23 protein-coding genes are annotated in these 26,049 nt (G+C 54.8%); 5 read left to right on the forward strand and 18 right to left on the reverse strand.

The genetic code is table 11. The features are described from left to right. Positions 1–65: 65 nt before the first annotated feature. Positions 66–1,364, forward strand: coding sequence for an alpha-glucosidase/alpha-galactosidase (locus tag NYE74_RS23525; RefSeq protein ID WP_341005199.1), 1,299 nt, complete (start codon positions 66–68; stop codon positions 1,362–1,364). An 89-nt stretch (positions 1,365–1,453) separates the two neighbouring features. On the opposite strand, the gene NYE74_RS23530 is transcribed toward NYE74_RS23525, so the two are convergent. The 8 genes from NYE74_RS23530 to NYE74_RS23565 form a co-directional block, all read right to left on the reverse strand. Beyond that, positions 1,454–2,875: a hypothetical protein gene (locus tag NYE74_RS23530; protein ID WP_170179957.1), complete on the reverse strand. Its 1,422-nt coding sequence runs from the start codon at positions 2,873–2,875 to the stop codon at positions 1,454–1,456. A gap of 16 nt (positions 2,876–2,891) precedes the next feature. Then, a complete protein-coding gene (locus NYE74_RS23535; protein ID WP_051985539.1) occupies positions 2,892–4,604 on the reverse strand; it encodes an extracellular solute-binding protein in 1,713 nt (570 codons plus the stop codon). 50 nt (positions 4,605–4,654) lie between these two features. Continuing rightward, positions 4,655–5,542: a carbohydrate ABC transporter permease gene (locus NYE74_RS23540; protein WP_036624001.1), complete on the reverse strand. Its 888-nt coding sequence runs from the start codon at positions 5,540–5,542 to the stop codon at positions 4,655–4,657. A 27-nt stretch (positions 5,543–5,569) separates the two neighbouring features. After that, entirely contained in the window at positions 5,570–6,427 is an 858-nt protein-coding gene (locus NYE74_RS23545) for an ABC transporter permease (RefSeq protein WP_051985540.1), read from the reverse strand. A gap of 197 nt (positions 6,428–6,624) precedes the next feature. After that, a complete protein-coding gene (locus tag NYE74_RS23550; protein ID WP_036624003.1) occupies positions 6,625–8,262 on the reverse strand; it encodes a response regulator in 1,638 nt (545 codons plus the stop codon). After that, positions 8,259–10,001 carry a sensor histidine kinase gene (locus tag NYE74_RS23555; RefSeq protein ID WP_124331514.1) on the reverse strand — a complete coding sequence of 581 codons (1,743 nt, stop codon included), beginning with the start codon at positions 9,999–10,001 and terminating at the stop codon, positions 8,259–8,261. The genes NYE74_RS23550 and NYE74_RS23555 overlap by 4 nt, the downstream gene beginning before the upstream one ends. Before the next feature lie 291 nt (positions 10,002–10,292). Further along, positions 10,293–10,835 (reverse strand): substrate-binding domain-containing protein, encoded by a 543-nt coding sequence (locus NYE74_RS23560; protein ID WP_255310096.1) that lies wholly within the window; start codon positions 10,833–10,835, stop codon positions 10,293–10,295. After that, on the reverse strand, positions 10,835–11,110 hold the full coding sequence (locus NYE74_RS23565; protein WP_227872641.1) for a LacI family DNA-binding transcriptional regulator: 276 nt from the start codon (positions 11,108–11,110) through the stop codon (positions 10,835–10,837). The genes NYE74_RS23560 and NYE74_RS23565 overlap by 1 nt, the downstream gene beginning before the upstream one ends. Before the next feature lie 245 nt (positions 11,111–11,355). Between NYE74_RS23565 and NYE74_RS23570 the strand changes: the two genes are divergently transcribed. After that, positions 11,356–11,736, forward strand: coding sequence for an ArsR/SmtB family transcription factor (locus tag NYE74_RS23570; RefSeq protein ID WP_036624004.1), 381 nt, complete (start codon positions 11,356–11,358; stop codon positions 11,734–11,736). Positions 11,737–11,842: 106 nt separating this feature from the next. On the opposite strand, the gene NYE74_RS23575 is transcribed toward NYE74_RS23570, so the two are convergent. From NYE74_RS23575 to NYE74_RS23590, 4 genes are all read right to left on the reverse strand, one after another. Beyond that, positions 11,843–14,065: a heavy metal translocating P-type ATPase gene (locus tag NYE74_RS23575; RefSeq protein ID WP_124331515.1), complete on the reverse strand. Its 2,223-nt coding sequence runs from the start codon at positions 14,063–14,065 to the stop codon at positions 11,843–11,845. Between the two features lie 836 nt (positions 14,066–14,901). Then, positions 14,902–15,816, reverse strand: coding sequence for a transposase (locus NYE74_RS23580; protein WP_124331516.1), 915 nt, complete (start codon positions 15,814–15,816; stop codon positions 14,902–14,904). 387 nt (positions 15,817–16,203) lie between these two features. Then, positions 16,204–16,533 (reverse strand): cupin domain-containing protein, encoded by a 330-nt coding sequence (locus NYE74_RS23585; RefSeq protein WP_227872642.1) that lies wholly within the window; start codon positions 16,531–16,533, stop codon positions 16,204–16,206. A 46-nt stretch (positions 16,534–16,579) separates the two neighbouring features. Next, a complete protein-coding gene (locus NYE74_RS23590) occupies positions 16,580–16,888 on the reverse strand; it encodes a cupin domain-containing protein (RefSeq protein ID WP_036624008.1) in 309 nt (102 codons plus the stop codon). A gap of 185 nt (positions 16,889–17,073) precedes the next feature. On the opposite strand from NYE74_RS23590, the gene NYE74_RS23595 reads away from it, so the two are divergent. From NYE74_RS23595 to rd, 3 genes are read left to right on the forward strand one after another with little or no spacing between them, the layout of a single operon-like run. Next, entirely contained in the window at positions 17,074–18,309 is a 1,236-nt protein-coding gene (locus tag NYE74_RS23595) for an FprA family A-type flavoprotein (protein ID WP_124331517.1), read from the forward strand. Positions 18,310–18,335: 26 nt separating this feature from the next. Continuing rightward, positions 18,336–19,523, forward strand: a complete 1,188-nt coding sequence (locus NYE74_RS23600) for an NAD(P)/FAD-dependent oxidoreductase (protein ID WP_036624010.1) — start codon at positions 18,336–18,338, stop codon at positions 19,521–19,523. 28 nt (positions 19,524–19,551) lie between these two features. Continuing rightward, on the forward strand, positions 19,552–19,716 hold the full coding sequence (gene rd / locus NYE74_RS23605) for a rubredoxin (RefSeq protein WP_036624011.1): 165 nt from the start codon (positions 19,552–19,554) through the stop codon (positions 19,714–19,716). Positions 19,717–19,781: 65 nt separating this feature from the next. Here the strand turns inward: rd and NYE74_RS23610 are convergent, their stop codons facing one another. From NYE74_RS23610 to NYE74_RS23635, 6 genes are all read right to left on the reverse strand, one after another. Further along, positions 19,782–20,492, reverse strand: coding sequence for a Crp/Fnr family transcriptional regulator (locus NYE74_RS23610; RefSeq protein ID WP_036624012.1), 711 nt, complete (start codon positions 20,490–20,492; stop codon positions 19,782–19,784). A 132-nt stretch (positions 20,493–20,624) separates the two neighbouring features. After that, a complete protein-coding gene (locus tag NYE74_RS23615) occupies positions 20,625–21,827 on the reverse strand; it encodes an MFS transporter (protein WP_124331518.1) in 1,203 nt (400 codons plus the stop codon). Between the two features lie 61 nt (positions 21,828–21,888). Further along, positions 21,889–23,121, reverse strand: coding sequence for a M24 family metallopeptidase (locus tag NYE74_RS23620; RefSeq protein WP_227872643.1), 1,233 nt, complete (start codon positions 23,119–23,121; stop codon positions 21,889–21,891). A gap of 60 nt (positions 23,122–23,181) precedes the next feature. Continuing rightward, positions 23,182–24,003, reverse strand: coding sequence for an ABC transporter permease (locus NYE74_RS23625; RefSeq protein ID WP_051985542.1), 822 nt, complete (start codon positions 24,001–24,003; stop codon positions 23,182–23,184). Further along, complete coding sequence (locus NYE74_RS23630; RefSeq protein ID WP_240751566.1) at positions 23,993–24,910, reverse strand: ABC transporter permease; 918 nt, start codon at positions 24,908–24,910, stop codon at positions 23,993–23,995. Before NYE74_RS23630 ends, NYE74_RS23625 begins: the two co-directional genes overlap by 11 nt. Next, on the reverse strand, positions 24,907–26,022 hold the full coding sequence (locus NYE74_RS23635; protein ID WP_036624015.1) for an ABC transporter ATP-binding protein: 1,116 nt from the start codon (positions 26,020–26,022) through the stop codon (positions 24,907–24,909). Before NYE74_RS23635 ends, NYE74_RS23630 begins: the two co-directional genes overlap by 4 nt. Between the last annotated feature and the right edge of the window lie 27 nt (positions 26,023–26,049).

Raw genomic sequence — 26,049 nt, forward strand, 5'->3', positions numbered from 1 at the left:
TCCGCCTAGGCTATATTGAAGGCATGAATATAAGCTGGCTGCATACTCAAAAGGAGGAGTTTTTTATGTCGAAAATTACATTTATCGGGGCTGGAAGCACGGTTTTTGCCAAAAATGTGCTGGGCGACTGCATGCAAACGCCCGCTCTGCAGGGATTTGAACTGGCGTTGTACGATATCGACCTTGAGCGGCTGCGGGACTCGGAGAACATGCTGAACAATCTGAAGCGCAGCATCGGCAGCACCTGCGTCGTCAAAGCTTACAGCGACCGCAAAGAAGCCTTGCGGGGGGCAAAATACGTGATTAACGCCATCCAGGTCGGCGGCTACGATCCCTGCACCATCACGGATTTCGAAATCCCCAAAAAATACGGGCTGCGCCAGACGATCGCCGACACGGTCGGGATTGGCGGCATCTTCCGCAACCTCAGGACGATCCCGGTCATGCTGGAATTCGCGGCCGATATCCGTGAAGTCTGTCCCGACGCCTTATTTCTGAATTACACAAATCCGATGGCCGTGCTGACGAACGTCATGAACACGTACGGCCAAGTCCGCACCATCGGGCTGTGCCACAGCGTTCAAGCCTGCATCCCCGACCTGTTCAAAAGCTTGGAAATGGACAAAACCGGAGTGCAGGCGAAGATCGCCGGAATCAACCACATGGCCTGGCTGCTGGAGGTTACCCGGAACGGCGCGGATTTGTACCCCGAAATCAAACGGCGGGCGGCGGAAAAACAAAAACAGCCCCACAAGGACATGGTGCGCTTTGAGATGATGCTGAAATTTGGGTTTTACATCACGGAATCGTCGGAGCATAACGCCGAATATCACCCTTACTTTATCAAGCGCAATTATCCCGAGCTGATCGACCGCTTCCAAATCCCGCTGGACGAATACCCGCGCCGCTGTGTGAGTCAGATCGCTAACTGGGAAAAAATGCGGGAGGAGCTCGTGAACAACGCGGAATTGAAACATGAGCGTTCGCATGAATACGCATCCTATATTATGGAGGCGATTGAAACCGACGTGCCGTTCAAAATCGGCGGCAACGTGATGAACACTGGGTTGATTCCCAACCTACCGAAGGAAGCTTGCGTCGAAGTGCCTTGCCTGGTGGACGCCAGCGGCGTCACTCCGACTTATGTCGGCGATCTTCCGCCGCAGTGCGCGGCTTTGAACCGGACGAACATCAACACCCAGCTGTTAACGATCGAAGCGGCTATCACCGGCAAAAAAGAGCATATTTACCACGCGGCGATGCTGGACCCCCACACTTCGGCGGAGCTGTCCATGGACGATATCGTCGCGCTGTGCGACGACTTGATCGAAGCGCACGGCGACTGGCTGCCGGCTTACCGCTAAACCGTCTGCTATCTCCGATGCCGACTTCTCCGGAAAATCACCGAAAGCGCGCGGGAGAAAAATCTCCCGCGCGCTTACTTGGCGCTCGTCTATTCCAAGATATCAAGCTCCAAAAACTCCGCTTCCCCATGCTCGACAAAAATTCCGCAGCCGCCCGGCTCGTAATCATAGGCTCGCGTAGCCAGCGCTGTGTCGTTGACATAAATAATGATTGCATTGCCGTTTACGAACACCTTGACTTCCGCCTCATTCGTACCCGCCAGCGAAACATACCGTTCTTCGATAAACATTTGATCCCCGTCAAATTTGTTGGAGCGGTCGAAGACCACTCTGTTCCGCGCGGGCTCCAGCCGAACCTGGCACCATTTCTCCAGCCGCGGCCCGCCGATATGCAGCATGAGTCCGCATGCTAGAGTTCCCGGCGCCCAGCGAAGCTTCGCTTTAACCATACACGCTTCCCTCATGCTTCCGACCTCGGCCCAACCGAAGCCGTAAGGCTCGCTGCCGCGCACTCCGTTTTGAAACGTCCAGGTCCCGCGGTGAGCCACCGCGGCTTGGGGCCGCGCTCTACGGTAGGATTCCGCTAAAGCCTGCACCGGTTTTACGCCGAGCGTCCCGTCCGGGCGCTGCACGAGTTCGTGCACCAAGGCGCTTCCGCCCCACTGGTACGGCTTCTTGTCGTCCATCCCGGAGCGGATGGCCTGCCAGCCGACCAGGTAACGGTTTGTGCCGTTAGAGACCGTTTTCGCGGCATAAAAGGCCCGGCCGTCAAACATATCGTCTGCCGCCGGCGTGATCCACGGCCCCGCCGGACTATTGGCCATCCGGTAACGCGTTTCCCACCAGCGCGTATAATTGGAGAAGATCATGTACCACCATTCGCCCATTTGGAAAATATCGTGGCACTCATGGGTAGCAAAAGTTCCCGGAGCGTAAATTGCCGTACCGGGACGCCAGCTCTGTAAATCGGACGACTTCATAATATGGGTGCAGCCCCCGCGGTTATGATCTCCGTCCTTTTCGGTCGCCGTCACCGCCATCCAATATTCCCGCTCCCGGTCGTTCCAGAACACCTGGGGGTCTCTCCAATGCAAGCCGCCGTAATGCTCCGTGTCAGGCGTCACACAATACGAGGCGTCCTTCTCCCAATGGACGAGATCAGTGCTGACGGCCCGCATCAGCACCTGTTCATGCTTGCCCGCGCAATCCCGGTTGCTCTCGTTAAAGCCTGTATAGTAGAAATGGAACACGCCCTCGCGTTCGACGACGCTCCCCGTGCCGATATGCCAGTCCTGATCCTCCGGACTGCCGCACGGTATCGCCAGCCGCGGCTCTCCGTAATGGACGAAATCCGTAGTGGCGACCTCATACACGCAGTACTTATGCAAGTAGAACAAGTGATAAACTCCCTGATGAAAGAACGGCATAAAATCACCGCAAGTATCCGGTCCCGGCATGTCCCCCCGCTCTGCCTCATGCATGTAAAATCGGTATCTGCTTCCCTGCTTCATCCGATCTAACCCCCTCTTATTTCGCCTCAAAAGTGGCGTTGTACCATTCATTGACTTCTTTGGTGATTTGCTCTCCGCCAAGCTTCTTCCAGTTTTCCACGAACGCGTCGAAATCGGAGACCGGAGCGCTGCCCGTGATGATCTTAATGAACGTCTCCTCCTGGAGTTTATCCAGCGTGGCTCCTTTCTGGCTCATCGTCGGCGTCGGCAGTCCGAACCAGGCCGACCGTTCAAGCAGATCGTTGTCGCGGTAGTATCCGATTACCTTCCAGGAGCCTTCGGGACCGAGGAATTTGTAATAATTCCAGCCCAGCGGATCGGCTCCTTTATCCATCCCGTTGTCCATATAGTTCTTGATCGTGTTGTAGTAACGGATCGCCTCCGGATGAATATTTTCCAGCTTCTCCTTGCCCTGCAGCACGTCGTTGATTTGTTTGAAGTATTTATTCGGTTTGTCCTCGGACGGATCGAGGCCGCCGAAGGCGTACGCGGCGAAGTTGATGCCGCTCTCCGGATCCACGCCGAAGGTATTGAGCGTTTCCATCGTCGTTTGCGGATTGTTGATTTTGTCCTGGAACAGGTTGATGATTTTCAGCAGCGCTTCCGGATGCGCGACATCGGCGCGGACGGCAAAATAGCGCTCCATCGTCACCGTGGTGACCGGTTTGGCCGGCTGGCCGTCGGCCGAGACGATCGGCACGCAAATCCATTCGGCCTGCGGATTGTTGACGATGGCGTCCTTGGCGCTCATCCAGGGCAATCCTTCCCTTCCGTAGAATAAGCCGATTTTGCCCGCGGCGATATCTTCGCCCGCTTTCTTCCAATCCTTGACTCCGAACTCTACGTCAATCAGATCATCGGCGAACATTTCTCTCAGCTTCGCCAGCGCGTCCTTCATCCCCGGCTTGACGGCTCCGTACGAAATCGTTCCGTCCTCCCCGCGAATCCAAGCTTTGCCATAGGCGTGATACGCCGCAAAAAAGCCCTCAAAGCTGGCGGTCGAACTGACCAGATCCTTCTGAAAACCGATGCCGAACGTGTCTTTGACGCCGTTGCCGTCAGGATCATCATTCCTGAACGCTTTGGCGATCTTCACGACGTCATCCAGCGTCTTGGGCACGGGAAGGTTCAGCTTCTCCAGCCAATCCTGGCGAATCCAGATCATATCCGCCGTCGCGTCGAAGCCGCCCGTCTGCGGAATCCCGTAGAGCTTTCCGTCCACGTAAGCGGTTTTCATCTGTTTTCCGCCGTCCGCGTTTAACGTCGATTTCAAAGTGTCCGAAGCGTATTTGTCGAAATACGGCGTCAGATCGGCCAATTTCCCCGCTTTGGCAAGCGTGAAGTAGTCTTTTGCCGGAAGCGTCATAATATCGGGCAGATCATCGGAGGCAACCGCCATGGTTACCTTTTGCTGAAAGCCTTCGCCGGCCACCGCCCATTTATAATTGATTTTGATGCCGAGTTCCTGCTCGTACGCCCGGGTCCAAACATTGTTGTTCAGATCATCGCCGGGAAGGTAACGTTCATCCCCGTAGAGGTTCTTCATTGCCGACAACTCGATGGCCGGCTCATACTTTACCAGCGGGCCGTCGTTCTCCGGCGCAGAAACGGCCCCGCCGCCGGTCCGCTCCGGTTTTGCCGCGCCCCCGCAGGCCGATATGGAGGCCATCGCCAGCGCAAGCAATACAATAAGAGATCCTTTCAGCACGATCGTTTTCCGTTGTTTCAAATCTCTCTCCCCCTTTTATTGTTCCTGTCATGAGCCGAATACGGACTTGTCTACCCTTTGACGCTCCCGAGAAGCATCCCTTTGACGAAAAATTTCTGCAAAAACGGATAAACCAGCAAAATAGGCAGCGTACAGGCCAGAATCATAGCCGATCTGAGCGATCTGCCGGTAATTTCCAAAAGTTGCGGATTGTTCGCGAGCGCCGTCGACGAAAGCTGAGACAAATCCAGATTTAGCACCATCGTTTGCAAATAGGTCATCAGCGGATAACGGTCCGGCAAGTTCATGAAAATCAGCCCGTCAAACCAACTGTTCCAGTGGCGGACGAGAATGAACAGCGTGATCGTTGCCAGCGAAGGCAGACTAAGCGGCAAATAGACCCTGACCATCGTGACCAGCCACCCGGCTCCGTCGATCAGAGCCGCCTCCTCCAGTTCGCCGGGAATCGTACGGAAGAAATTCAGCATCAGCAGCACATTGAACATCGCCACCGCCTCCGGCAAAATCAGCGCCCAAACGGAATTGACCAGATGCAGTTCGTTGACCACAAGATACGTGGGAATCAGTCCGCCGTTGAACACCATCGTCACCATGAAAAACCAGACGTAGACGCCTCTTAGGCGAAATGCTTTTTTGGATTTGGACAAGGGATAAGCGACCAGGATCGTCAACGCCAGTTCGGCAGCCCAGCCCAGGAAGGTCCGTTCCACCGTAATCCACAGCGATTTGAAAAATTGCGGATTGGCAAAAATGTATTGAAACGAGCTGGTGTTGAAGCCTTTGGGCCAAAGCCCCACCTGATTGGCCTCCACGACTGAGCGGGAGCTGAATGAAACCGCGATCAAATTCAGAATTGGCAGCAGGCAGAGAAAGGCCATAAACGATAAAAGCAACACGTTAAACACGACAAACACTTTTCTGGATGCGTAATTTTCCATAGCCAGGCCCCCCTTTCGTATAAGCGGCTAGAACACCTTGTATCCCGCCCATTTGTTGGCCAGCTTATATCCGATAACGATCAGGACGAAGGATACGGCCGATTTGAAGAAGCCGACAGCGGTGGCGGGGCCGAACTGCACATCCACGATCCCGATGCGGTAGACCAGGGTGTCAATGATGTCGCCGGTACTGTACACCTGCGGACTGTACAGGTTGTAAACCTGGTCAAACCCGGCCTGAAGCACGTTGCCGATACCGAGCACCATCAGCAGCAAAATGACGGGCGCCAGCGCCGGCAAAGTGACGTGAAGCGTCTGCTTCCATCTGCCCGCCCCGTCGATAATCGCCGCCTCGTATTGAGTCGGGTCGATCGTGGTGATCGCCGCCAGGTAAATGATCGTTCCCCAGCCGAATTCTTTCCAAACATCGGTGATGACGAGCGTGTACGGGAAAGTTTCCGGGTTGCCGAGAAAAAAGATCGGCTTTATCCCTAACGCGGCCAGCGTGTTGTTGATGATTCCCGACGAAGGGGACAAAATATCGATGAGCACCCCGGCCAGCGCCACCCATGACAAGAAGTGAGGCAAATACAGCATGGTCTGCACCGACTGCTTGAACAGGCGGTTGCGCACTTCGTTAAGCAGCAGGGCGAACACAACCGGCACGATCAGATTGCCGATGATTTTCATCACGGCGATAAACAAGGTGTTCCACAGAACATTGAAAAATCCGGGCAAATTGAAAACGTACTCAAAATTGTCCCAGCCTATCCATCTCTGATCGAAAAAACCGAAAACGGGCTGATAATCCATAAATGCGATGGACAATCCCGCGATGGGAACATAGCGGAAAATGATCGTCAGGACGACCGCCGGCAAAAGCATGACATGGAACGGAAGCTCCTTGAGAAACCATTTTTTCTTTGATTTGCCGGATGTTGCGATTCTAATCTCCCCCTTTTAAAGCGCTTACTTTGCGATCGCAATTTCATTATCCGGCTTTTCCGCGCTGTTTCCCATGCTAATCTTTAGACTTTTATCTCCATTCCTTTACTTATTTTTGCGGTTTCGAGCCTTCCTTTTTAAGCATGACGGTTTCTGTATTCTTGCGGCGTCAGCCCCACCGTCAACTTGAAGATGCGGATAAAATAGTTGGTGTTGTCGTATCCGCATTTTTGCGCGACTTCGTAAATTTTCATTTTCGTGTGGGTCAACAGCGACCGGGCCAGTTCCATTCTGCGCCGGGTGATATAGTCGTGAAGTCCGATTCCCACATCCCGCTTGAATATCCGCGAAAGATAGCTGGGGTTGAAGCCCGTCGCCCTGCCCAGCGCGTTTAAGGACAAATCCGACGCCAAATGCTGGCCGATATAGTCTTTGATCCGGCAAATCGTCGCCTCCGCGTTGAACCGGCGTTCCGCGTCCGCCGCCTCGCACAGCGCCCGGCCCAGCTTTTCCAAATATCCGGCCCGTTCCGGCCAGCCCTGCATTCGGGTAGGCGTGTACAGCAGCGCCAAATCGATATCGCCCGGCAGCGCGGAATATAACCGGGTTTCGTTCAAATGCCCGAGCAGCGCCTTTCCGGCCGTCAGATAAAGCTCGATGGCATGAAGCGTGTACCCGCCGCGAACTCCGGACAGGACCCGGCACAACTCGTCCAGAAGACTGCGGAACGATTTCAGATTTCCGTTCTGCAGATGGGTCTTAAGCAATTCCACTCGCGGCAGCAGACGCAGGATATCCGCACACTCTTCTTCCTCCGCCAAGGAAGACTCGGGATATCGTTCTCCCTCCATGGCGATTCCTTCCTGGCTGCACAGATCAAAGAGCGCCAGCGTTCTTTGGAGCGAGCGGTAAACGCGGCCGATCTCCATCCAGTTAACCTGCTCTCTCGCCAGCACAAAGGAAAACTTGCATCCCGCCCGTTCCGCTAAAATCGTCTGAATATCCTCCAGCAGCGGCACCGGTACCGCCGGCAAGCCGGGCCCGCTGTCGCGTCCGGCCAGAAACCAGAGAATATCCTCCCGATGACTTGCGCTGAAAATTTGCCAGGGCGACGGATGAAGCTGTGCCCGCAAAATTTGCTCCACGGTCAATTGCACGAGCCCTCTAACCGGCAACGGCAATTGATCCGTGCAGCTTCTCCCGAGGAGAACCAGCACGGGCTGGGCGGGCGTTAACGATTCGTCCAATTCGGCCATCGCCCGAAACATCGCGCCCGCATCGGGCGAAGATTCGTTAAGCAACGCCGCCAGCAAATGATCCCTAAATACCGGAAGCAGCGTGGCAAGACGCGCTTGGGCCTCCGTATACTGGTTTTGCAAACCTTGCTCGTAGGCGATCCGGTCCAAGGCCGCAGCGACCGCGGCGATGACTTTGTCGTCCCCCTCGGTTTTCAGAATATAATCGGTGGCGTCTTGCTTGATGGCCTTGTAGGCATACTCGAAATAGTCGTAACCGGTCAGGAAAATAATTTTGACGGCAGGGTGCAGCGCGCGCATGCGCCCGGCCAATTCAAGCCCGGTGACGCCCGGGATTTGGATGTCGAGCAGAACCACGTCCGGGCCAAACTCCGCAAATACGCCGAGCGCCTCTTTGGACGAATAGGCGGCCTTCACCTCCAGCCCCAATTCCTCCCGCTCCCGAAACAGCATTTGCAATCCGTCGGCAATCGTGGGCTCGTCGTCCACGATCAACAGCTTCCGGCCAGATTCGTTCATGTTACCCCCTCGCTTTCTTCGTTCAAAATGCGAATTTCGACGCAAAGTCCGCCGAACCGCGATTTGGAAATGGATAGTCCGGCCCGCGTTTTGAAATAAATTTGCAGCCGTCTGTGAATATTCGTTAACGCCGTGATCTGTCCGTCCTTGCTCCCCGTCTCGACTAGAGTGCGGATATGCTGCACCGTTTCCGTATCGAGCTCCCCGCTGTTCTCGACGCGGATGGCCAGTTCCCCGCCGCATTCACGGAAGGAGACGCTCAAGCAGCCGGACGAGTCCGAAGAAACTTTTTCAAAAACGTACTGAAAGGCGTTTTCCAACAAAGGCTGGAGAATCAGGCGGGGAACGGGGGTGTCCGCCCAGCGCTCAGGCAGTTCGGCAATGTCGATCTTAACGCGCTGTTTGAAGCGGTAGCCCTGAATGGCCGCGTAGTTCCGCGCATGCTCCACCTCCTCCCGAAGCCTCTTCTCGTCCTCGCCGTCACGAGTAATGTACTCGTAAAATTTGCCGAGATGCTCACAGAAAGCGACGCTGTTCTCGTAGTCTTTCATTTTGATCATGCGATAAAGAAGATAATAGCTGTTGTACATAAAATGAGGATTGATCTGAGCCTGCAAATGCTTCAATTGGGCATGGCTGATCAGAAGCTGCTGTTTTAAATCTTGTTCGATCAGAAAATCGATTTGGCCGACCATTCCGTTGAAGCTGTCGTACAGCTTGGCAAAATACGATGGCTCGTCCCGGGTAATCCGGTACTTGAAGTTTCCGGCCCGAACCTGCTCGAAGGCATCCTCCAGCAGAAGCTTCAGCGGATGATACACTCGGCGGTAGGATTCCAGAAAACCGGACAGCACGACGGCCGCGATGATCGCGATAAAGCTCAGCAGCAGCGTCAGGGCGATCCCGATCACCACCTGATTCGTGTTATCTACGTAAAGCCACAGCAGTTGGGTCTCAAGGGCCTCGGATTCGCTCCGGATAACATCGAACCGCCTGCCGCCAAGCATAACCTGCTGTCCGGCCGCCGCATCAACCGTCAGGGTGTCTCCCGCACGCGCGCTGGAGACGATAAATTGCCGTTCGCCGCCGGTCAGCACGATGATATCCTCGTCGGTCAACTGGGCGTTCTTCAGTTGTTCTTCGATCGCCCGTTGATCCAGCTCCACAATCAGGACGCAGTCAAGATCCCGGCTGTCCGCCGCATTTGTAACCGCTTCCATAACAATCAAGCGGTTATGGTACGTCCGCAGCGTGGACGTATTCTTAGTATTTTTAAACAGCTCCTGCTGCATGTCATCCCAGGTCTTGGGGTTCATATCGTTTATTTCGTCGGTGCCGATCACTTTGCCGATGGACTTGAAGTAAATTTCCGCATTAGACACCAGGCGGCTGCTGTTCTTGAGCGATTTCATTTGATCCATCATGGCGCGGATCATTTGATAACGCTGGAAATAAGGGCTGGACGCATAAAGATAGCGTATATTGTCCACATTCTCGTCCATCATGACGCCGTACTGGATGCGTTTGATCGTTTCAATTTCACTTTCGATATCGTGATGCACGAATTTTAGCCGCTCAACCTGTTTGTAGTAAATAATCTCCGAATAATACCGCTGGCTGCGCAAAAACAATACGGCGCCGAAAATAATGGCGATCACCAGGATTGCGGCAATCACCAGCAAAAAACGTTTATAGAGCATGTCGAAAACAAGATTATTCGCGTGCGCTTTGCTTCTCATAGACCCATCCCTTTCCCTCGATGTTCGCCGTCCCGCCACACCATTAACCAATACACTACCCTGGCAGTGAGCATCTTCATCCCCTTTCAGAGAGCGCTTCCAAAATAAAGTGAAACGTTTCCATTTTTTGTCCGAAACAACCTCTCGGCAATCGCTCAGGTTGTTTCGCCCCGCCTGAAAACGACCGGCAGCCGGTAAGCTTCCTGCAGCTGCCTTTCCCCGCCCATGATCCGAAAGAGCAATTGAACGGCCGTGCGCGCCATCTCCTCCACCGGCTGGCGGATCGTGGAACTAAGGATGGCTCTGGATTCCGTCGTAACCGATCACCTTGACATCCTCCGGAACCTTCAGTCCCAACTGCACCGCCCGGTCGATATATTTGGCGGCGAACATGTCATTAATGGCAAACACGCCGTCGGTCTCCCGGTGGATACGGAAAAATTCATCGAAATACGCGGCTTCGTCCGCGATCGGATCCGGCCGTTCAAATATGGCGTAGTCCACGCCAAGCCGCCTCGCTTCATACGCAAATCCCGCCTTGCGGTTCATCATTTCGCTGGGCATGGCCGCAACCGCTCCAATGAAGACGGGCTTTTGAGCTCCGGCCTTAACCAACTCCCGCAACGCGAGCCGGCCGCCTGCGAAATTGTCCGAAGTAACGCAGGTGATCGGGCGGTTGAAATGGCAGTCGATGCTGACCATCGGAATTTCGGGGCCGACATTGTCCTCAATGTCGTTATAAGTAATTCCCACAATCCCGGCCACTTTGTTCTGCCGGAGCATATCCAGGTAATAAAGCTCCTTTTCCGGCTTGCCGCCGCTATTGCAGAGCATCAGCTTAATCCGCTGCGATCGAGCTCGTCCTCGACATAATAAGCCAATTCGGAAAAGGACGAGTGCCAAATACTGGGCAGCAGCAGCGCAACCATTTTCGACTTCTGCATTTTAAAGTTCCTGGCTACTTCATTGGGAACATAGTTCATCCGCCGGATGACCTCTTCCACCTTCCGGTGCGTTTCCAATTTGACCGGCCCCGAGTTGTTGATGACCCGGGAGACCGTTCCTACCGCCACTCCGGCCATTTGCGCGACATCCTTGATACTTGCCATGGAATCCCCGCTTTCATCTTCGCTGAACTTATCATAACACCGGATTGGAAGCGCTTCAATTTACTGCGTGGAATATTTCATTTCTGACGAGCCCGGAGCGGCCCGGATTCCGTATATTCAGGCGTCCTCGGGCAACTTGTTTAAAGGTTGCTTATGTGATACTGTGATGACAGCAATCTTTTAATAGTAATGATTTCGTTTAAGTATAATATATGCAAACGCCTAGCGTAGAAGGGTGATATTCAATGACACGTTCTATAAATACGGCAAACACGGCAGAAGAATGCGATACGAGCTGCCTAGGATCGGCGGCGGATTTGGCTGAGGTCAAAGCGGAGCTCATCGATGACCAGGCGGCGGTTCAGCTTGCCGATTGGTTTAAGGCTTTCAGCGATCCGACACGCGTGAAAATCATCAGCGCCCTGCTAAAAAGGGAATTGTGCGTGCATGATTTGACGGTGCTGCTCGAAATGGGGCAGTCGGCCGTTTCCCACCAGCTGCGGTACCTGCGCAACCTGAGAATCGTTAAACGGCGCAAGGTTGGCAAGACGGTTTATTATTCGCTTGACGACGCTCACATCGAGCAAATTTTTCTCCAAACCCTTCAGCACACCAACCACGGATGATACGAAAAACCGCAGATCGGCCCCGTCCCGGCCCCGGCGAGCAGCGCGCTCCGGCCGGGGACGGGAGCGGGATCGGCGATTGCCCATCTCGCCCAACCCCATTCCCTTAACTCAAGTTGGGCTTGATTTTTAATACGCGCATCGCGTTCAGAACGGCAAGCAGAGTGACGCCTACATCCGAGAACACCGCTTCCCACATCGTCGCAATCCCAAACGCGCCCAGAAGCAGGAAAACCGCTTTGACGAGCAGCGCAAAAATAATGTTCTGCCATACGATGCGCCGGGTGCTCTTCGCAATATGAATTGCCGAAGCCAGCTTGGAAGGCTCATCGGTCATGATGACGATATCGGCCGCTTCAATCGCCGCGTCGGACCCAAGGCCGCCCATGGCCACGCCGACATCCGCTCGGGCCAACACCGGCGTGTCGTTGATCCCGTCGCCGACGAACACGATCTTTTCTTTGCCCGCTTTCTGGCGGTCGATCTTCTCCAGTTCCTCCACCTTATGCTGCGGCAGCAGTTCGGCCCGGACCTCGTCGACGCCCAGCTTTTTGCCGATCGCTTCGCCCACCGCCTTGATGTCGCCCGTCAGCATCACAATCTTCTTCACGCCGAGATTTTTCAGAGAACGGATCGCCTGTGCCGAATCCTCCTTAACCTCGTCGGCAATGACCAAATAACCGGCGTATTGCCTGCCGACCGCGACATGCACGATGGTGCCCAGCTCGGCAGGCGCGGCGAAAGCGATATTTTCCCGCTTCATTAGCTTCGCGTTGCCCGCCAGCACCTCCCTGCCTTCGAACATAACCTGAATGCCGTGGCCCGATATTTCGTTGTACCCCGAGAGCAGCTCTTCTTTCAGTTCCCTTCCGTAAGCTTCCCTGATCGACTCCGCGATCGGATGGGTGGAGTGCATTTCGGCAAAAGCGGCCTGACGCAGCAGTTCCTGTTCGGTCCATCCGTTTTGCGGGTAAATGCCGTTAACTTTAAACGCGCCTTTGGTCAGGGTTCCCGTTTTATCGAACACGACGTATTTGACGTCATTCAGCGCTTCCAGGTAATTGCTGCCCTTAACCAGCACGCCGTTCTTGGAGGAAGCGCCGATGCCGCCGAAGAAGCCGAGCGGAATTGAAACCACCAGGGCGCAAGGACAGGAAATGACCAGGAATACCAGAGCCCGGTATACCCAATCCGCGAAGGTCGCGCCGCTAATGATCAGCGGAGGAAGAACGGCCAGCAAAGCGGCGACGATGACAACAAACGGCGTATAGTAACGGGCAAATTTTGTAATAAAGTTTTCCGTCGGAGCCTTTTTGCTGCTTGCGTTCTCGACCAGATCGAGAATTTTGGCCACGGTCGACTCGCCAAACACCTTCGTAACCTCGACCGTCAAAACCCCGTGTTTGTTGATAAATCCGCTCAGCACATCATCGCCGGCAGCCACTTCGCGCGGTACGGACTCGCCGGTCAGCGCCGAGGTATCCATAGCCGAGCTTCCTTCCGCGACTTTACCGTCAAGCGGTACTTTCTCGCCAGGACGAACGACGATGAAATCGCCGATCCGCACTTCCTCCGGACTCACCCGTTTGATCTCGTCGCCCGCCTTCAAATTGGCAAAATCCGGGCGGATGTCCATCAGCGCGCTGATCGATTTCCGCGACCGGTTGACGGCAATGCTCTGGAACAGTTCACCAATCTGGTAAAAGAACATGACGGCCACGCCTTCGGGGTACTCCCCGATCACAAACGCACCGACGGTTGCGATCGCCATCAGGAAGTTTTCATCGAACACCCGGCCTCTGACGATGTTTTTCAGCGCCTTGTAGACGATATCCCCGCCCACAACGAGGTAGGAGGCCAGAAACAGGATCAGCTTAAGCTCCTGACCCAAGGATAACGATAGCGCCGCCGCGCCGATGACAAAACCTGCAGCCAGGCGGGCGACCATGATTTTAAGGCTTTGCGCCCCGTGGTCATGGGAATGGCCGTGTCCATCCTCAGCCGCTTCGGCACCGCGATCGTCAGCATGATCATGATCATGGCCGCGGCTGTGGCCGTGGTTATGGGCACGTTTAATTCCCGCCGCTCCTTGCTCCAATACTTTGACGTCAGGCTCCAGCGCGCGGATTTTTTTCTTGGTCTGCTCAAGGATCTCCTCGCTGCGGTCCATGACCATTTCCATGGTTAACGTTTTGTTCACAAAATTCACCGAACAAGCCGAAACCCCGTCAATGTTCTGAACACCGTTTTCGATTTTCATAGCGCAGTTCGCGCAATCCAAGCCTTCCAGAACGAATTTGCGTTTAACTATACCTGCAGCCGTTTCCATCCGCTTGCTCACTCCTCAATATTAAAACGATATATGAGTAAATGTTCATATATAGTATATTCTTGTTGGTTAGCCAGTGTCAACGAAATTCGGCACAGCTTGGGCCCCTTTTTCTGCGGTTCCGACGCGGATAAAAAGGAGCCGGTTACGCAAATGGCAAAGACGATCCGGTTAATTGGTTAGGCTGCCCGAAGAACTTCAATGAAAGACATAAGGGCAAAAAAGGGCGTTATTCTGGCCATATCCGTCCACTTAGCGGTACGTAGAAGCAATGTCGTTATTTTCTCGAATCGCATGGGAATTCACGCATACCGGACCATCCGCAGGAAAATAAGGACGAAAAATGCATCTAACATTTAGAAACATGCCTGAACCCGAATAATAGTTACCTAAAGTGCCGCTATTTTGAAGGCCGAGATCCAGTGCGGAGCCGAGGAGATTGGCGCGGCCGTTTCAATAGCCGGCCGTGCCAAGCACCGATTTCTAGGTTGAGCCTCGCTTTTTCCCCCTAAGAAAAGCCTCCGCCATACCCGCATGATTTGGAGAGCGGGTCCCGCCATGGCTCAGGGCTTCATTTCTTACCCATGCGCACCCATAAATATTCTTTGGGCTCTGCTGCAGATCAACATCCGTTGGCCGAACGCTTTGCACAATTATCCCGTTTGATCAGGAAGCAGAGATGAAGATATATTCAGGAGAGGAAGATATATTGGGGAAAAGGGGGTATGTTTGTGATAAGCAGTCATGTTCGAGATCATTAGTCAGATTCGGGAGAAGGGAAGCCGACCTGACGGGAGGGTTGGGGCAAGAAACAGGGAAAAATGAAAAGACTGTGATCAGGCCGCAGCCGCAAGGAGCTGGTTCGGTTGGCGCGCGATCAGCTTACGGTAAGGGATCGCCGGAATCGCCACACACATCTGCAGCAACTTCTGCCGCATCGTTTCTTCCGCTCCGGGCAGTCCTCCGGACAGGCGCAACCGGCGGCGTCCGGTGTATTCGTTCAGGTACGCCTGCAGATGCTTCAGTCCCAAGGCTCCATACGTACTCTTCAGCGATTCCCACGCCTCTCTCACCACTCTCCGCAAGGGCGCATACAGCCGAAAGGCCTGAGGGAACAACTGTACCGCCGATGTACGGACATCCACATGCCCGCCAATAAACGCGGTTAGATCGTGACGGTCTGCCCTTTTTTCGCCTCCCCGCTTATGCGGCACCAGGCGGATTTTGACCTGCTCCGGCTCACCCGACTCTGTTACCGTGCAGCCCGCTACGACCGCCGAGGCGTACGGATGCGAAAGCTGGCACCGGGACGGATTACGCCCATACTGATCGCTGTTCACCTTCACGTCTCCGGAGAGCAGTTCCCGGGCATCGAACTCCCCTACGGCATGACGTATTTTGTGCAGCATCGACCAGGCGGTCTTGTAGGCGACCCGGATCACCTTGCGCAGCCGCAGCGCCGAGATGCCGCCCTCCAGCAGGAACAAATCCAGCGCCTGAAACCACTTCACCAGGGGGAGATGCGTTCCTTCAAAAATCGTGCCGACCAAAGGCGATGTTTGATGCTTGCACTTTCCGCACTCAAATAAGGGGATATGCCGGGAGGTCAGACGGCTGCACCGGGTGTGAGCGCAGCGCGGGCAGACAAAGCCGCTTGGCCACTTCATCGCGATCAGCGCCTCCATGCAGTCCTGCTCGCTGTTAAAACGGCTGCTGAATGGTTGAAGTTCCGTTCCCGCATTGGCTTCCATATCCGCTTACCTCCCGAATCAAGAATACACGAACATAAGTTCCATTTATTTCATTATACAAAACATACGTTCTCTAATCAAGCCAAAAATCTCACCTGCACCGCCTCATTTTTTCCCCATCTTTTTTTTGTTTTTTTCTTCTCTCTTTTTTGGAATCCTTGCTCTAGCCCCCATCCCCTGTTCCCTGAGCGAAAGGAATAATCGTGCAAAGGCAGGCAGCATGCAGGGACACCAAGAGACAAACGCCATAAACAGCCACATTAGATTTTTTTACATACTAAGGTATTTGTCAAATTCTGACTATTGAAAAGACACTTTAGTTGACAATATCCTATTCAAGTATAGTTTTGACCACTTTGATCTGGGAGTGCATATGCCCATTGTTTGTCACTTTACAACAATCAGCAGCATTTTAAAGGCTTCCTCTACCGCCTTCAGGCCGTGGGGAATGTTTGCCGGCATAATAATAGTTTCGCCTTCCCTAACAGTGTACACTTCATCGCCGATCGTAATCTCGGCTGTGCCTTCGATGACATTCACCATCGCATCCCCGGAAGAAGAGTGCTTTTTGATTTCTTCTCCTTGATCGAGCGCAAACAAGGTCATTCCAAGGTTCGGACGCTGCACTAGCGTTTTGCTGGAAATCTGGTGTTGTTCAACCGTTATTTCATCCGCCAATTTTAATACTTTTGCCTGCGGTAATTTATTAATGTTCATGTTCATTCCTCCAAATATATAAAATAATGTTGTTCATCTTAGTCAATTAGCCAATTTGCACGAACTTGCATCTGCCCGCCGCTTGGAGGGCATGTTTTTTTTGCGCCGAAATCACGACGGAATCCCCTTCGTTTAATGCCAGCTTCTTCCCGTCAACGGCAACTTCAAGCTGTCCCTCAAAAACATATAACAATTTGGGTGCCTCGGCAGATTCGGAGCTTATGCTTTCATTATCGTCAAAGGCAAAAAGCACCGCGTCCACGCCTAGATATGAAAAAAAGCGGCTGTTAATTTGCTGGCTGCGGTATTGCACCAGTTCCTTTACGGCAAACGTTTTTTCCGGCTCAAGGTTCATAGCTTCTCCCTTCCCCTCGTAATTTACCTCATTGTAAATCCGCCAACCCGCAAAAAGAAGGATTCAAATCAAATTTTCAAGGCGGTTCAAGTATTTTTTTGGTTTGATTTCAATCCTCTGCCGGACAAGCCGCGAGATATACAATCGAGTTGTTCCTAAATCCATTCCACAGGAGGTTTTCAAATATGCAACCCGGATTCGAAATCAGCAAGGACGTATACTGGATCGGAAAAATCGACAACCGCGAGGTTCCCTTCCACCGGCTGCTTCTGACCAAAGGCACCACCTACAATTCCTATCTGCTGAAAACCGGCAAACCGACGGTGATCGACACCGTCGATATGGAATTCGGCAGAGAGTTCGCCGACCATGTCACCGAACTGATCAACCCGCTGGATATCCAATACATTGTCATCAACCATACCGAACCCGATCATTCGGGCGGACTTGCGGCGCTGGCCGCCAGGGCAACCAATGCCACGATTGTATGTACGGAAGTAGCCGTTCCGGAAATCCAGCAAATGTACAAGCTCCAGCACCGGCAATATCTGGCGGTCAAGGACGGCGATACACTGGATATCGGCGGCAAAACGCTTCTATTTAAAGAAACTCCTTATTTGCACACCGAAGAAACGATGATCACTTACTGCGTGGAAGATAAAATCTTGTTTCCTTGCGACATTTTCAGTACCCATGTGGCTGTAAACAGCCTGTTTGCGGATGAAGCCGGGTTTGATGTCACCGAGGATTTTACCGGGTATTACCGGGCCATCATCCATCCGCACAGAAGATATGTGCGAACCTTAATCGAAGCCGTCAAAGACTTGGACATCCAAATGATCGCCCCGTCGCATGGTTTTATTCTCCGCAGCGACATCGGCAAATATATCCGTTTGTATGCCGAACTCAGCACGGAAACCAAGCAAGACAAAAAGGTGGCCATCGTTTATGCAACGCTTAAAAACAACACCAAAAAAATGGCCCAAATCCTAAAAGACAGCTTCGAGGAAAACCGTATCGGCGTGGAGCTATGGGACGTGGATAAAGCGGATGAAGCCGATGTGCTGAACAGCATCGCCGCTGCCGATGCCGTTTTTATCGGCAGCTCCACCAAATATGCGGATATGACCGGCAAGCTGGAAAGCCTGCTCAAGAAACTTCCGGACATGAATCTGGAAGGCAAGCTTGGCGCGGCTTTCGGTTCGTACGGATGGAGCGGCGAAGCGATCGAAGTCGTGCAGGATTACTTGAATGCCACAAATATGCAGGTGCAAAGCACCTCCAACGTGATCAAAACGACCGGCATGACCCATGTTGAATTCCCGGTGCGCATCCGGTTCACCCCTAATGACGAAGACAAAGTCAGAAAAATCAAAAACGCCGCCGAGTTCGTCGCGGATCTGCTGCTTAGCGTGATCTAGCGGTCCGGTGGAAAGGAGAGAAAACCATGTCTGAACATCGTCATTACGTTATTGTTGGCGGCGGCGTGGCCGCCATCAGCGCGGCCAAAGCGATCCGCGAACGGCAGGAAGCGGCGGAAATTTCCATTTTCGGCGACGAATCCGGCCTTCCTTATAATCGAGTGAAATTGTCCAAAGGATTATTCACCGATTTGCACAGCGACAATGTGTTGATTAAGAAGGAAAAATGGTACCACGAGCATAAAATTGCTTATCATGCCGGGACACCAGTTGTTTCCATTGATCCGGACTCCAGGACGGTCATGACCGGAGACGGCCAAGCAGTGCAGTACGACAAGCTGCTGCTCTGCACGGGAGCCGTGAACCGCAAGCTGAATCTTGAAGGCGCGTCTTTGCCTCATGTGCACAATATCCGCAGCAGAAACGACGCGGACAAGCTGAAACAAGCTTTGCAGGGCGGAGACCGAATCTGCGTCATCGGCGGCGGCATTCAAGGGGTGGAAACCGCCTGGTCCCTGAACCGGGCCGGATATTCCGTCACGATAGTCGAAGCGTCGCCGCGGCTGATGGCCCGCCAACTGGATGAACGGGCTGCGGCCATTCTAACAGAAAAAATCGCCGAACAGGGAACTGAGATAAGGTTGGGACAAGGCGTCCGCAGAATTGCCGGCATTAGCGGCGTCGAAGGCGTGGAGCTTGAAGACGGTTCATTTTTGCCCTGCGAGCATGTCGTATATTCGATCGGGGTGATTCCCAATGCTGAGTTAGCCCGCCAAAGCGGACTTGAAGTCGGAGCGGGGATTGTCGTTAACGAGCACATGCAAACCAGCGCCGAACACATTTATGCCGCCGGCGATGTTGCCGAATTTCGCGGCAGGGCGGAAGGCCTGTGGAACAGCGCCATGGAACAAGGCAAAATCGCCGGGACCAACATGGCGGGCCATGCCGCCGTTTACCGCCGGCCGGTGCCGATGACCGTATCCAATGCGTTTAATGCTCCTTTGTTCTCCATCGGCCTGACGGATGAGCAGCAATGCGACAATAGCCTTTGCGGTCCGGATTCTGGGCCTTACAAACGGATTTTTATCAAAAACGGGGCGATTTGCGGAGCTGTTGTTTTTGCCAATGTCAGCGCTGCTCTGCCTTATAAAGCGGCCATAGAGCAATCCCTTGAAATCACGGAAACGGAGCTTGTCCGCAGTTTAATCCATTAAAAATTCAAACCAGAGGAGATGTTATACGATGAAAAAATATATATGCCAGCCTTGCGGTTATATCTACGATCCGGCCGTGGGAGATCCCGGTGAAGGTATTTCGCCGGGGACCGCTTTTGAAGACCTTCCCGAAGACTGGGTATGTCCGGTTTGCGGCGAAGACAAAAGCCAGTTTCTGCCTATTGAAGATTAGCCGCTAACCCAAACAACGCCCCGCTCTCCGCAAAACGACGGCGGAAAACGGGGCGTTTGTCCTGATTAATCAATATAGTCATTCAGTTTTTGGATATCGCAAATCGTAAGCTCCCGTGTTCCGTTGAGTTCAATAATTCCCGCCTGCTCGAATTTACTGAACTTGCGGCTGATGGTTTCTCTTGTAACGCCTACATAGTTGGCCATCTCTTCACGCGATAACGGAAGTCTGATCTTAATGCGATCTTGATCCTGATCCGCTTTGCCGTATTTGCGGCCAAGCTCCAAAATCATATAAGCGATGCGGATTTCGGGATCGTTTGTGGCCAGACTTTGCGCCAGGTTCTCCGTAGCGGCCAAGCGCTTGGTAATGCTCTGCAGCAGCTTTAACGTAATATCCGGATTTTCCTGAATGATCAGTCCCATATCCTTTTTGGTCAACAGGCAAACATCGGTGTCTTCCAGCGCATAGGCGCTAAAGTTGCTGGTCTCGCCGCTGTTGAATATACTCAATTCGCCGAAAAACTCACCCGTCGAAAGAACGCGCAAAATTTGCTCTTTGCCTTGCGCCGTAATTTTCAACAGCTTCACGTAACCCTCGCGGACAATAAACAAAGTTTCCGAAGGTTGTTCTTCCAAAATCAACGCTTGTCCCTTGCGATATTTCCGATGTTTGATCATCGTGCTGATCTTGGCCAGATCCTCTTCGGACAACGAAGCAAATATAGGAACTTTGCGGGTGCACAGCGCCTCGCTGCAATGGCGGCAGCTTTCCATCGTACTTTCCCCTTTTTTTTCCAACCTCAAGCTCTTAGGACATTAAATTTTTACTTAAAAATAGCATAAACAGGCTGTCCAGCTTGTGATTGGAGTCACGAACCATTGCTTTCACTTTTTGAATCCGCTTTCTCAAATCATATGATCGGTTTGCTCCGCACCCCGTTGACGCAGTACGAAGCTCAACAAAAGACCGGCGAGCAGAAAACAGGCCAGCATGGCGATGAGGCCATTCCAGCCGTAACTGGAATAGAAAAGCCCTCCGATGGTGCCGCTTACGCCGGAACCTACATAATAAAAGAACAAATACAGCGATGAAGCCTGAGATTTGTGTTCGGTGGCGATAATGCCGATCCAGCTGCTGGCAATGGAATGTCCTCCAAAGAAACCAAAGGTAAACACTGAGATGCCGGCGATGATCATGCCCAAACTTCCCGCGAGCGTCAGCAGGGCGCCGGCCAGCATCATGCCCAGCGCCAGACCCATCACGGCATACCGGCCGTATTGGTCGGCCAGCTTGCCCATCCATGTGGAGCTGATCGTTCCCATCACATAAACGATGAAAATCCACCCCACCAGCGTCTGGCTCAATTCGTACGGCGGAGCCGTCAGCCGGTAGCCGATATAATTGAACAAGGTGACAAAGCTGCCCATCAGGACAAAACCGAGCCCGTACAAACAAAGCAGGCGCACATCCTTGCATTGGCCAAGCAGTGTGGACAAAATGTCCCCAAAGGCAAACGTCTGGCGTTTAAAATGGCGGGAAGCGGGCAGCCAACGCCAAAAGAGCAGCACCGCCGCCAGGCTAAACAAAGCGATTGCCCCTACCGCCACCCGCCAGTCAAAAGCATCCGTCAGCATGCCGGTGATCACGCGGCCGCCCATACCGCCCACCGAATTGCCGCTGATGTACAGCCCCATGGCATAGCCAAGGCTGGCCGGATCGATCTCCTCGCTCAGGTAGGTCATGGCGATCGCCGGCAGGCCGGCAAGTACGATGCCCTGCACGACGCGAAGCGCGAGCAGGGCACCAAATCCCGGACTGCAGGCAATGAGCAAGGCGACGAGCGCCGCCCCAAACAGCGAGCAGCCCATGACCACCTTGCGGCCCAGACTGTCCGAAACCGCCCCGACAAACAGCATCGTGACCGCCATCGTCAGCGTTGAAATCGACAGCGACAAGCTGGCAACCGCCGGCGAAACGCCAAACTCCCGGGAAAATTCGGGCATCAGCGGCTGCAGGCAATACAAAATCGCAAAGGTGCAGAACCCCCCGGCGAACATCGCCAGGGCGGTGTTCCGAAATGACCGCGTGCCTTTCAGGATATATTCCATGGAGTGATCAAGACCTCTTTTCAAAGTTACACTCTCACCGCTACTTACAACTACTGTGCAACTACTGCACAAAAAGTTTGCGGTCCAGATGCGTCAAAAATTCATATCCATCCTTCGTAACTACGACGGTATCCTCGATTTGGAAGCCTCCGGCGCCAAGCTCGTAATACGGCACCTCCACGCAGAACACCATCCCTTCCTGCAGCTCCCGGTGGTCTCCCGGGGCAAGCACGATGTCGTCATAAAGCTCCAGGCCGATGGCGTGGCCCACATGCTGGCGGCGATAATGCGGAATCCCGCCGCGCTGCACCGTTTCAACGGCGGCCGCAAACACCGCCGAAGCCTTGACCCCCGGGCGCACCAGCTCCAGCGCCCGCTCCCAGCCGCCGCGGACCGCCGCGAAATGCCGCCGCTGCCACTCGGACGGCTGCCCCAGCACCACGGTGCGTCCGGTATCCGCCCAGTAGCTGTCGAGCTGACAGCACAGGTCGAACCGCACCTGTTCACCCGGCCGTACCCGGTGGAAATAGTGCTCGATCAGCGGCAAGGCGCTGCGCGGTCCCGCCCCGACCGCGATCATCGCCGGCGTTCCGCCGGCGCGGATGATCCGGTCCCGGTAATGGGCGGCCAGCTCTTCCTCGTGGACCCCGTCCGCGATCAGATGGATCATTTCCTCCTCGACCCGTTCATTGAGCTCGGCGGACCGCCGCAAACGGGCGACCTCTGCCGCCGTTTTCACCTGGCGGACCTCCCGGAACAAGCCGTAGGCCGGGCGGACATGACCCGCCGGCAGCGATTCGCCAAGTTTGGCATAGAGCGCCGGGTTGATGCGCATTTCATCCACGCCAAGCGGCCCCTGCGGGATATCCAGATCCTTCAGCGCGGCCGCGAGCGCTTCGAGCGGGCCCGGGTAAACCGCCGTCCGCCCCAGCAAGTCATAAAACAAATCGATATCGGGCGTCGAGGGCTGTCCTACGGGCGAACCTTCGACAAAGAAGTCGCTGAACAAATACAGCTCCGCGTCCGGCACGCCCATCTGCGCGATCACGCCCAGCCGGTTTGTCGGTAAAACAAGGCGCGGACGCGCCCCCGCATCCTTTGGCAATACGGCGTAAATCTGCATCGACCAGTTGGTCGTCCTTAGCGGCGCCCCGATCACGTAGGCGATATTCTCCGGCGTGGTGGCGACCAGCGCCTGCAGCCCTTCACGCGCCATCACGCTTGCGGCGCGTTCCCGGTTGGCCATGCCGCCCAGTGCGGCCTCCGGCCGCACTCGCACTTCCTCTGCACTCATTGACGGTTCCTCCTTCGCTTTCCGTAGCTTTCCATAGCTTTCCATAGCTTGCATCTGCAGCTATTCATCCTTTTTTCCCAGTACCTGCTGTACCTGCGGAGCCGAGCGCAGCAAAAATCTAAGTCCCAGGAACAATACCAGCGCCAATAGCAGCATCAGCGTCGATACGACCGCGATCGTCGGGTCCTGCCATTTTTCCATATACAGGAACAGCTCGATCGGCAGCGTATTGTTCTGCGGGCGCAGGATCAACAAGGCCGTCTCCACCTGATCAAAAGTAAAGATAAACGACAACGCGCCGCTCAGCAGCAACCCCATGCGCATCTGGGGCAGCGTGACCGTGAAGAAGCTCCGGACCGGACCCGCGCCCAAATCGGCCGCCGCTTCTTCGTACTCTTTTTTCAAATTGGCCAGCGTGCTTCCGATAATGGACAGCACAAACGGCAAAATCGTGACCGCTTCCCCGAGGATCAGGGCAAGCAGGCCGCCGGCAATCTTCAGCCGGGAGAATAAAATCAGATAAGCGACGCCCAGGGCGATTTTCGGCACGACCATCGGGGACATAAAAATCGCGCGCAGCAGATTGCGTCCGGGAAAACGGTAGCGCTGAATCGCCAGCGCGGCCAGCGTGCCCGCCGTAAGCGCCAGCAGCGTAGCGCAGCCGGAGGCGATCACGCTGTTGCGGAAAGCCCGCAGAAACTGCGGCTGTGAAGCCAGGTTTTCATACCATCTGAGCGACAGCCCCTGCGGCGGAAACACGCTGTAAGAGGCCGGGTTCAGGGAGGTGATCACGACGATGATCAGCGGTGCAAGCAAAAAGAGGCACACCGCCAGCGCGACGACCGTCAGCGCCGCCCCGATCCATTTCGGTCTAAGCCGCATGCCTTTTCCCTCCTTTGGACCGCTGAAAAGCAAGCAGATCGGCAAGCCGGTTCAGCGCCCAAACCGCCAGGGTCGAGGCCAGAATCAGAAACAGGCTGGCCACGGCGGCCATCGGCCAGTTGGTGTCCAGGGTGCGCTGATAAATAAACGTCGGCAGCGTCATCACTCTTCCCCCGCCGATCAAGGCGGGCGTCGTAAACGCGGTCAGGCATAACGTGAACACGATCTGAATGCCGGATACGATGCCCCGCACCGACAGCGGCAGGGTAATCGTCAGGAACGCCCGTACGCTTCCCGCGCCCAGGTCGTGGGCCGCCGCCTTCAATTGGCTGTCCTGCTGCACCAGCACGCTCAAAATCGGAATTACCATAAAGGGTAAAAAAATATGCACAAGCGCGATGATCACCCCGGTTTCGTTAAACGTCATCTCAAAGCCGTTCTCTGTGAGTCCGAGCTTGATAAACAGCCAGTTCAGCAGGCCTTGCCTAGATAGCAGCACCATCCAGGCGTAGGATTTGACGACCGCGCTGACCAGCAGCGGCATAAACGTAATCAGCAGCAGGGTTTGCCGCCATGCCGGCTTGCGGACGCCGGCCAAATAATAAGCCAGCAGATAGGCGAGCAGCAGCGTAATTCCGGTCACCTTCAGCGCCAGCGAAAAGGTGTCCCCGATCAGCTTCCAATAATACGGATCGCCGAGAAACGCGGCGTAGGCGTCCCATTGGAAGGCCGGAACAAGATGTCCCCCGGCAAACGAATCGAAGCTGTAGCGGCCGAAAATAAACAGGGAGCCGATATAAATAATGCCCATAAGCAGCAGGGACGGCAGCAGGAGCAGCAGCGCCGCGCCCCAGGACCTGTCCGGCGGCGACCAGCGCCGATGCCGGCGATTTGCCGCGGCCTTCACGCTTCCCCCTCCCCGTCTCCGGGCAGCAGAATCGCGTCCTTCGGCTCCCACCCGATCGGAACGGATTCACCGGTCTCATAGCGGCGGTTCCCCGGATAATGCGGCACGCTCGCCGTCAGCCGATGCTCGCCGTCAAGCCGCAGCTCGTATTGCAGAAACGTGCCGCCGTAGCGCACGTCCTCCACGATCGCGTTCAGCGTGTTGCCGAGCTGCGCGGCGTCCTCCCCAACCCGGACGTATTCGTAGCGGATGGAGATATTACCCTGCCCGCCTGCGGCTAGCGCGGCGGCGCCGGGGCCGACGTGGACGCGGGAGAGCGCGCCGGCAGCCCGGACGGTAGCCGCGTCGCCGGCTAGCGAAACAAGCGTGGCCGGCAGCAGATTCGTGTCGCCGATGAATTTGGCGACAAAGCTGTCCGCCGGACGCTCGTAAATTTCGTCGGGCGTGCCGTACTGCAGCAGCTTACCGCCGCGCATCACGCCGATCCGGTCCGAGACGTTCAGCGCTTCTTTTTGATCATGGGTTACAAAAATAAACGTCGTCCCGGATTCCCGCTGAATCCGCTTCAGCTCGCGCTGCATGTCCAGTCTAAGCTGGGCGTCGAGCGCGGACAACGGCTCGTCCAGCAGCAGCACCTTCGGCTCGTTGACGAGCGCCCGGGCGATCGCCACCCGCTGCGCCTGACCGCCGGAGAGCTGGGCGACGGAGCGGCCGCCGTAGCCGGGCAGCTGAACCAGATCCAGCGCCCGTTCGACCTTGGCGCGGATCTCGGCTTTGCTGCGCCCCTTCATGCGCAAGCCGTAAGCGATATTTTTGTACACATCCATATGCGGGAACAACGCGAGCTGTTGAAAAATCATGTTGGTGTCCCGGCCGTACGCGGGAATTTTCGTCACATCCCGTCCGGCGAGCAGGATCGCGCCTTCGTCGGGCCGATCGAGCCCCCCGAGCATGCGCAGCAGCGTCGTTTTTCCGCAGCCGCTGGGGCCGAGCAGGGAGACAAACTCCCCCTGCTTCACCTCAAAAGAGACGGAATTCACCGCATACTGCCCGCCGAATTTTCTGACGACGTTTTGCGCTTCAATCGCCGTTTGTTTCTCTGTCTCGGGCATCCCAAGCCGCCCCCTCCCATCCCGTTT

Source organism: Paenibacillus sp. FSL P4-0127, assembly GCF_038007325.1.
Classification (GTDB): Bacteria; Bacillota; Bacilli; order Paenibacillales; family Paenibacillaceae; genus Fontibacillus; species Fontibacillus macerans.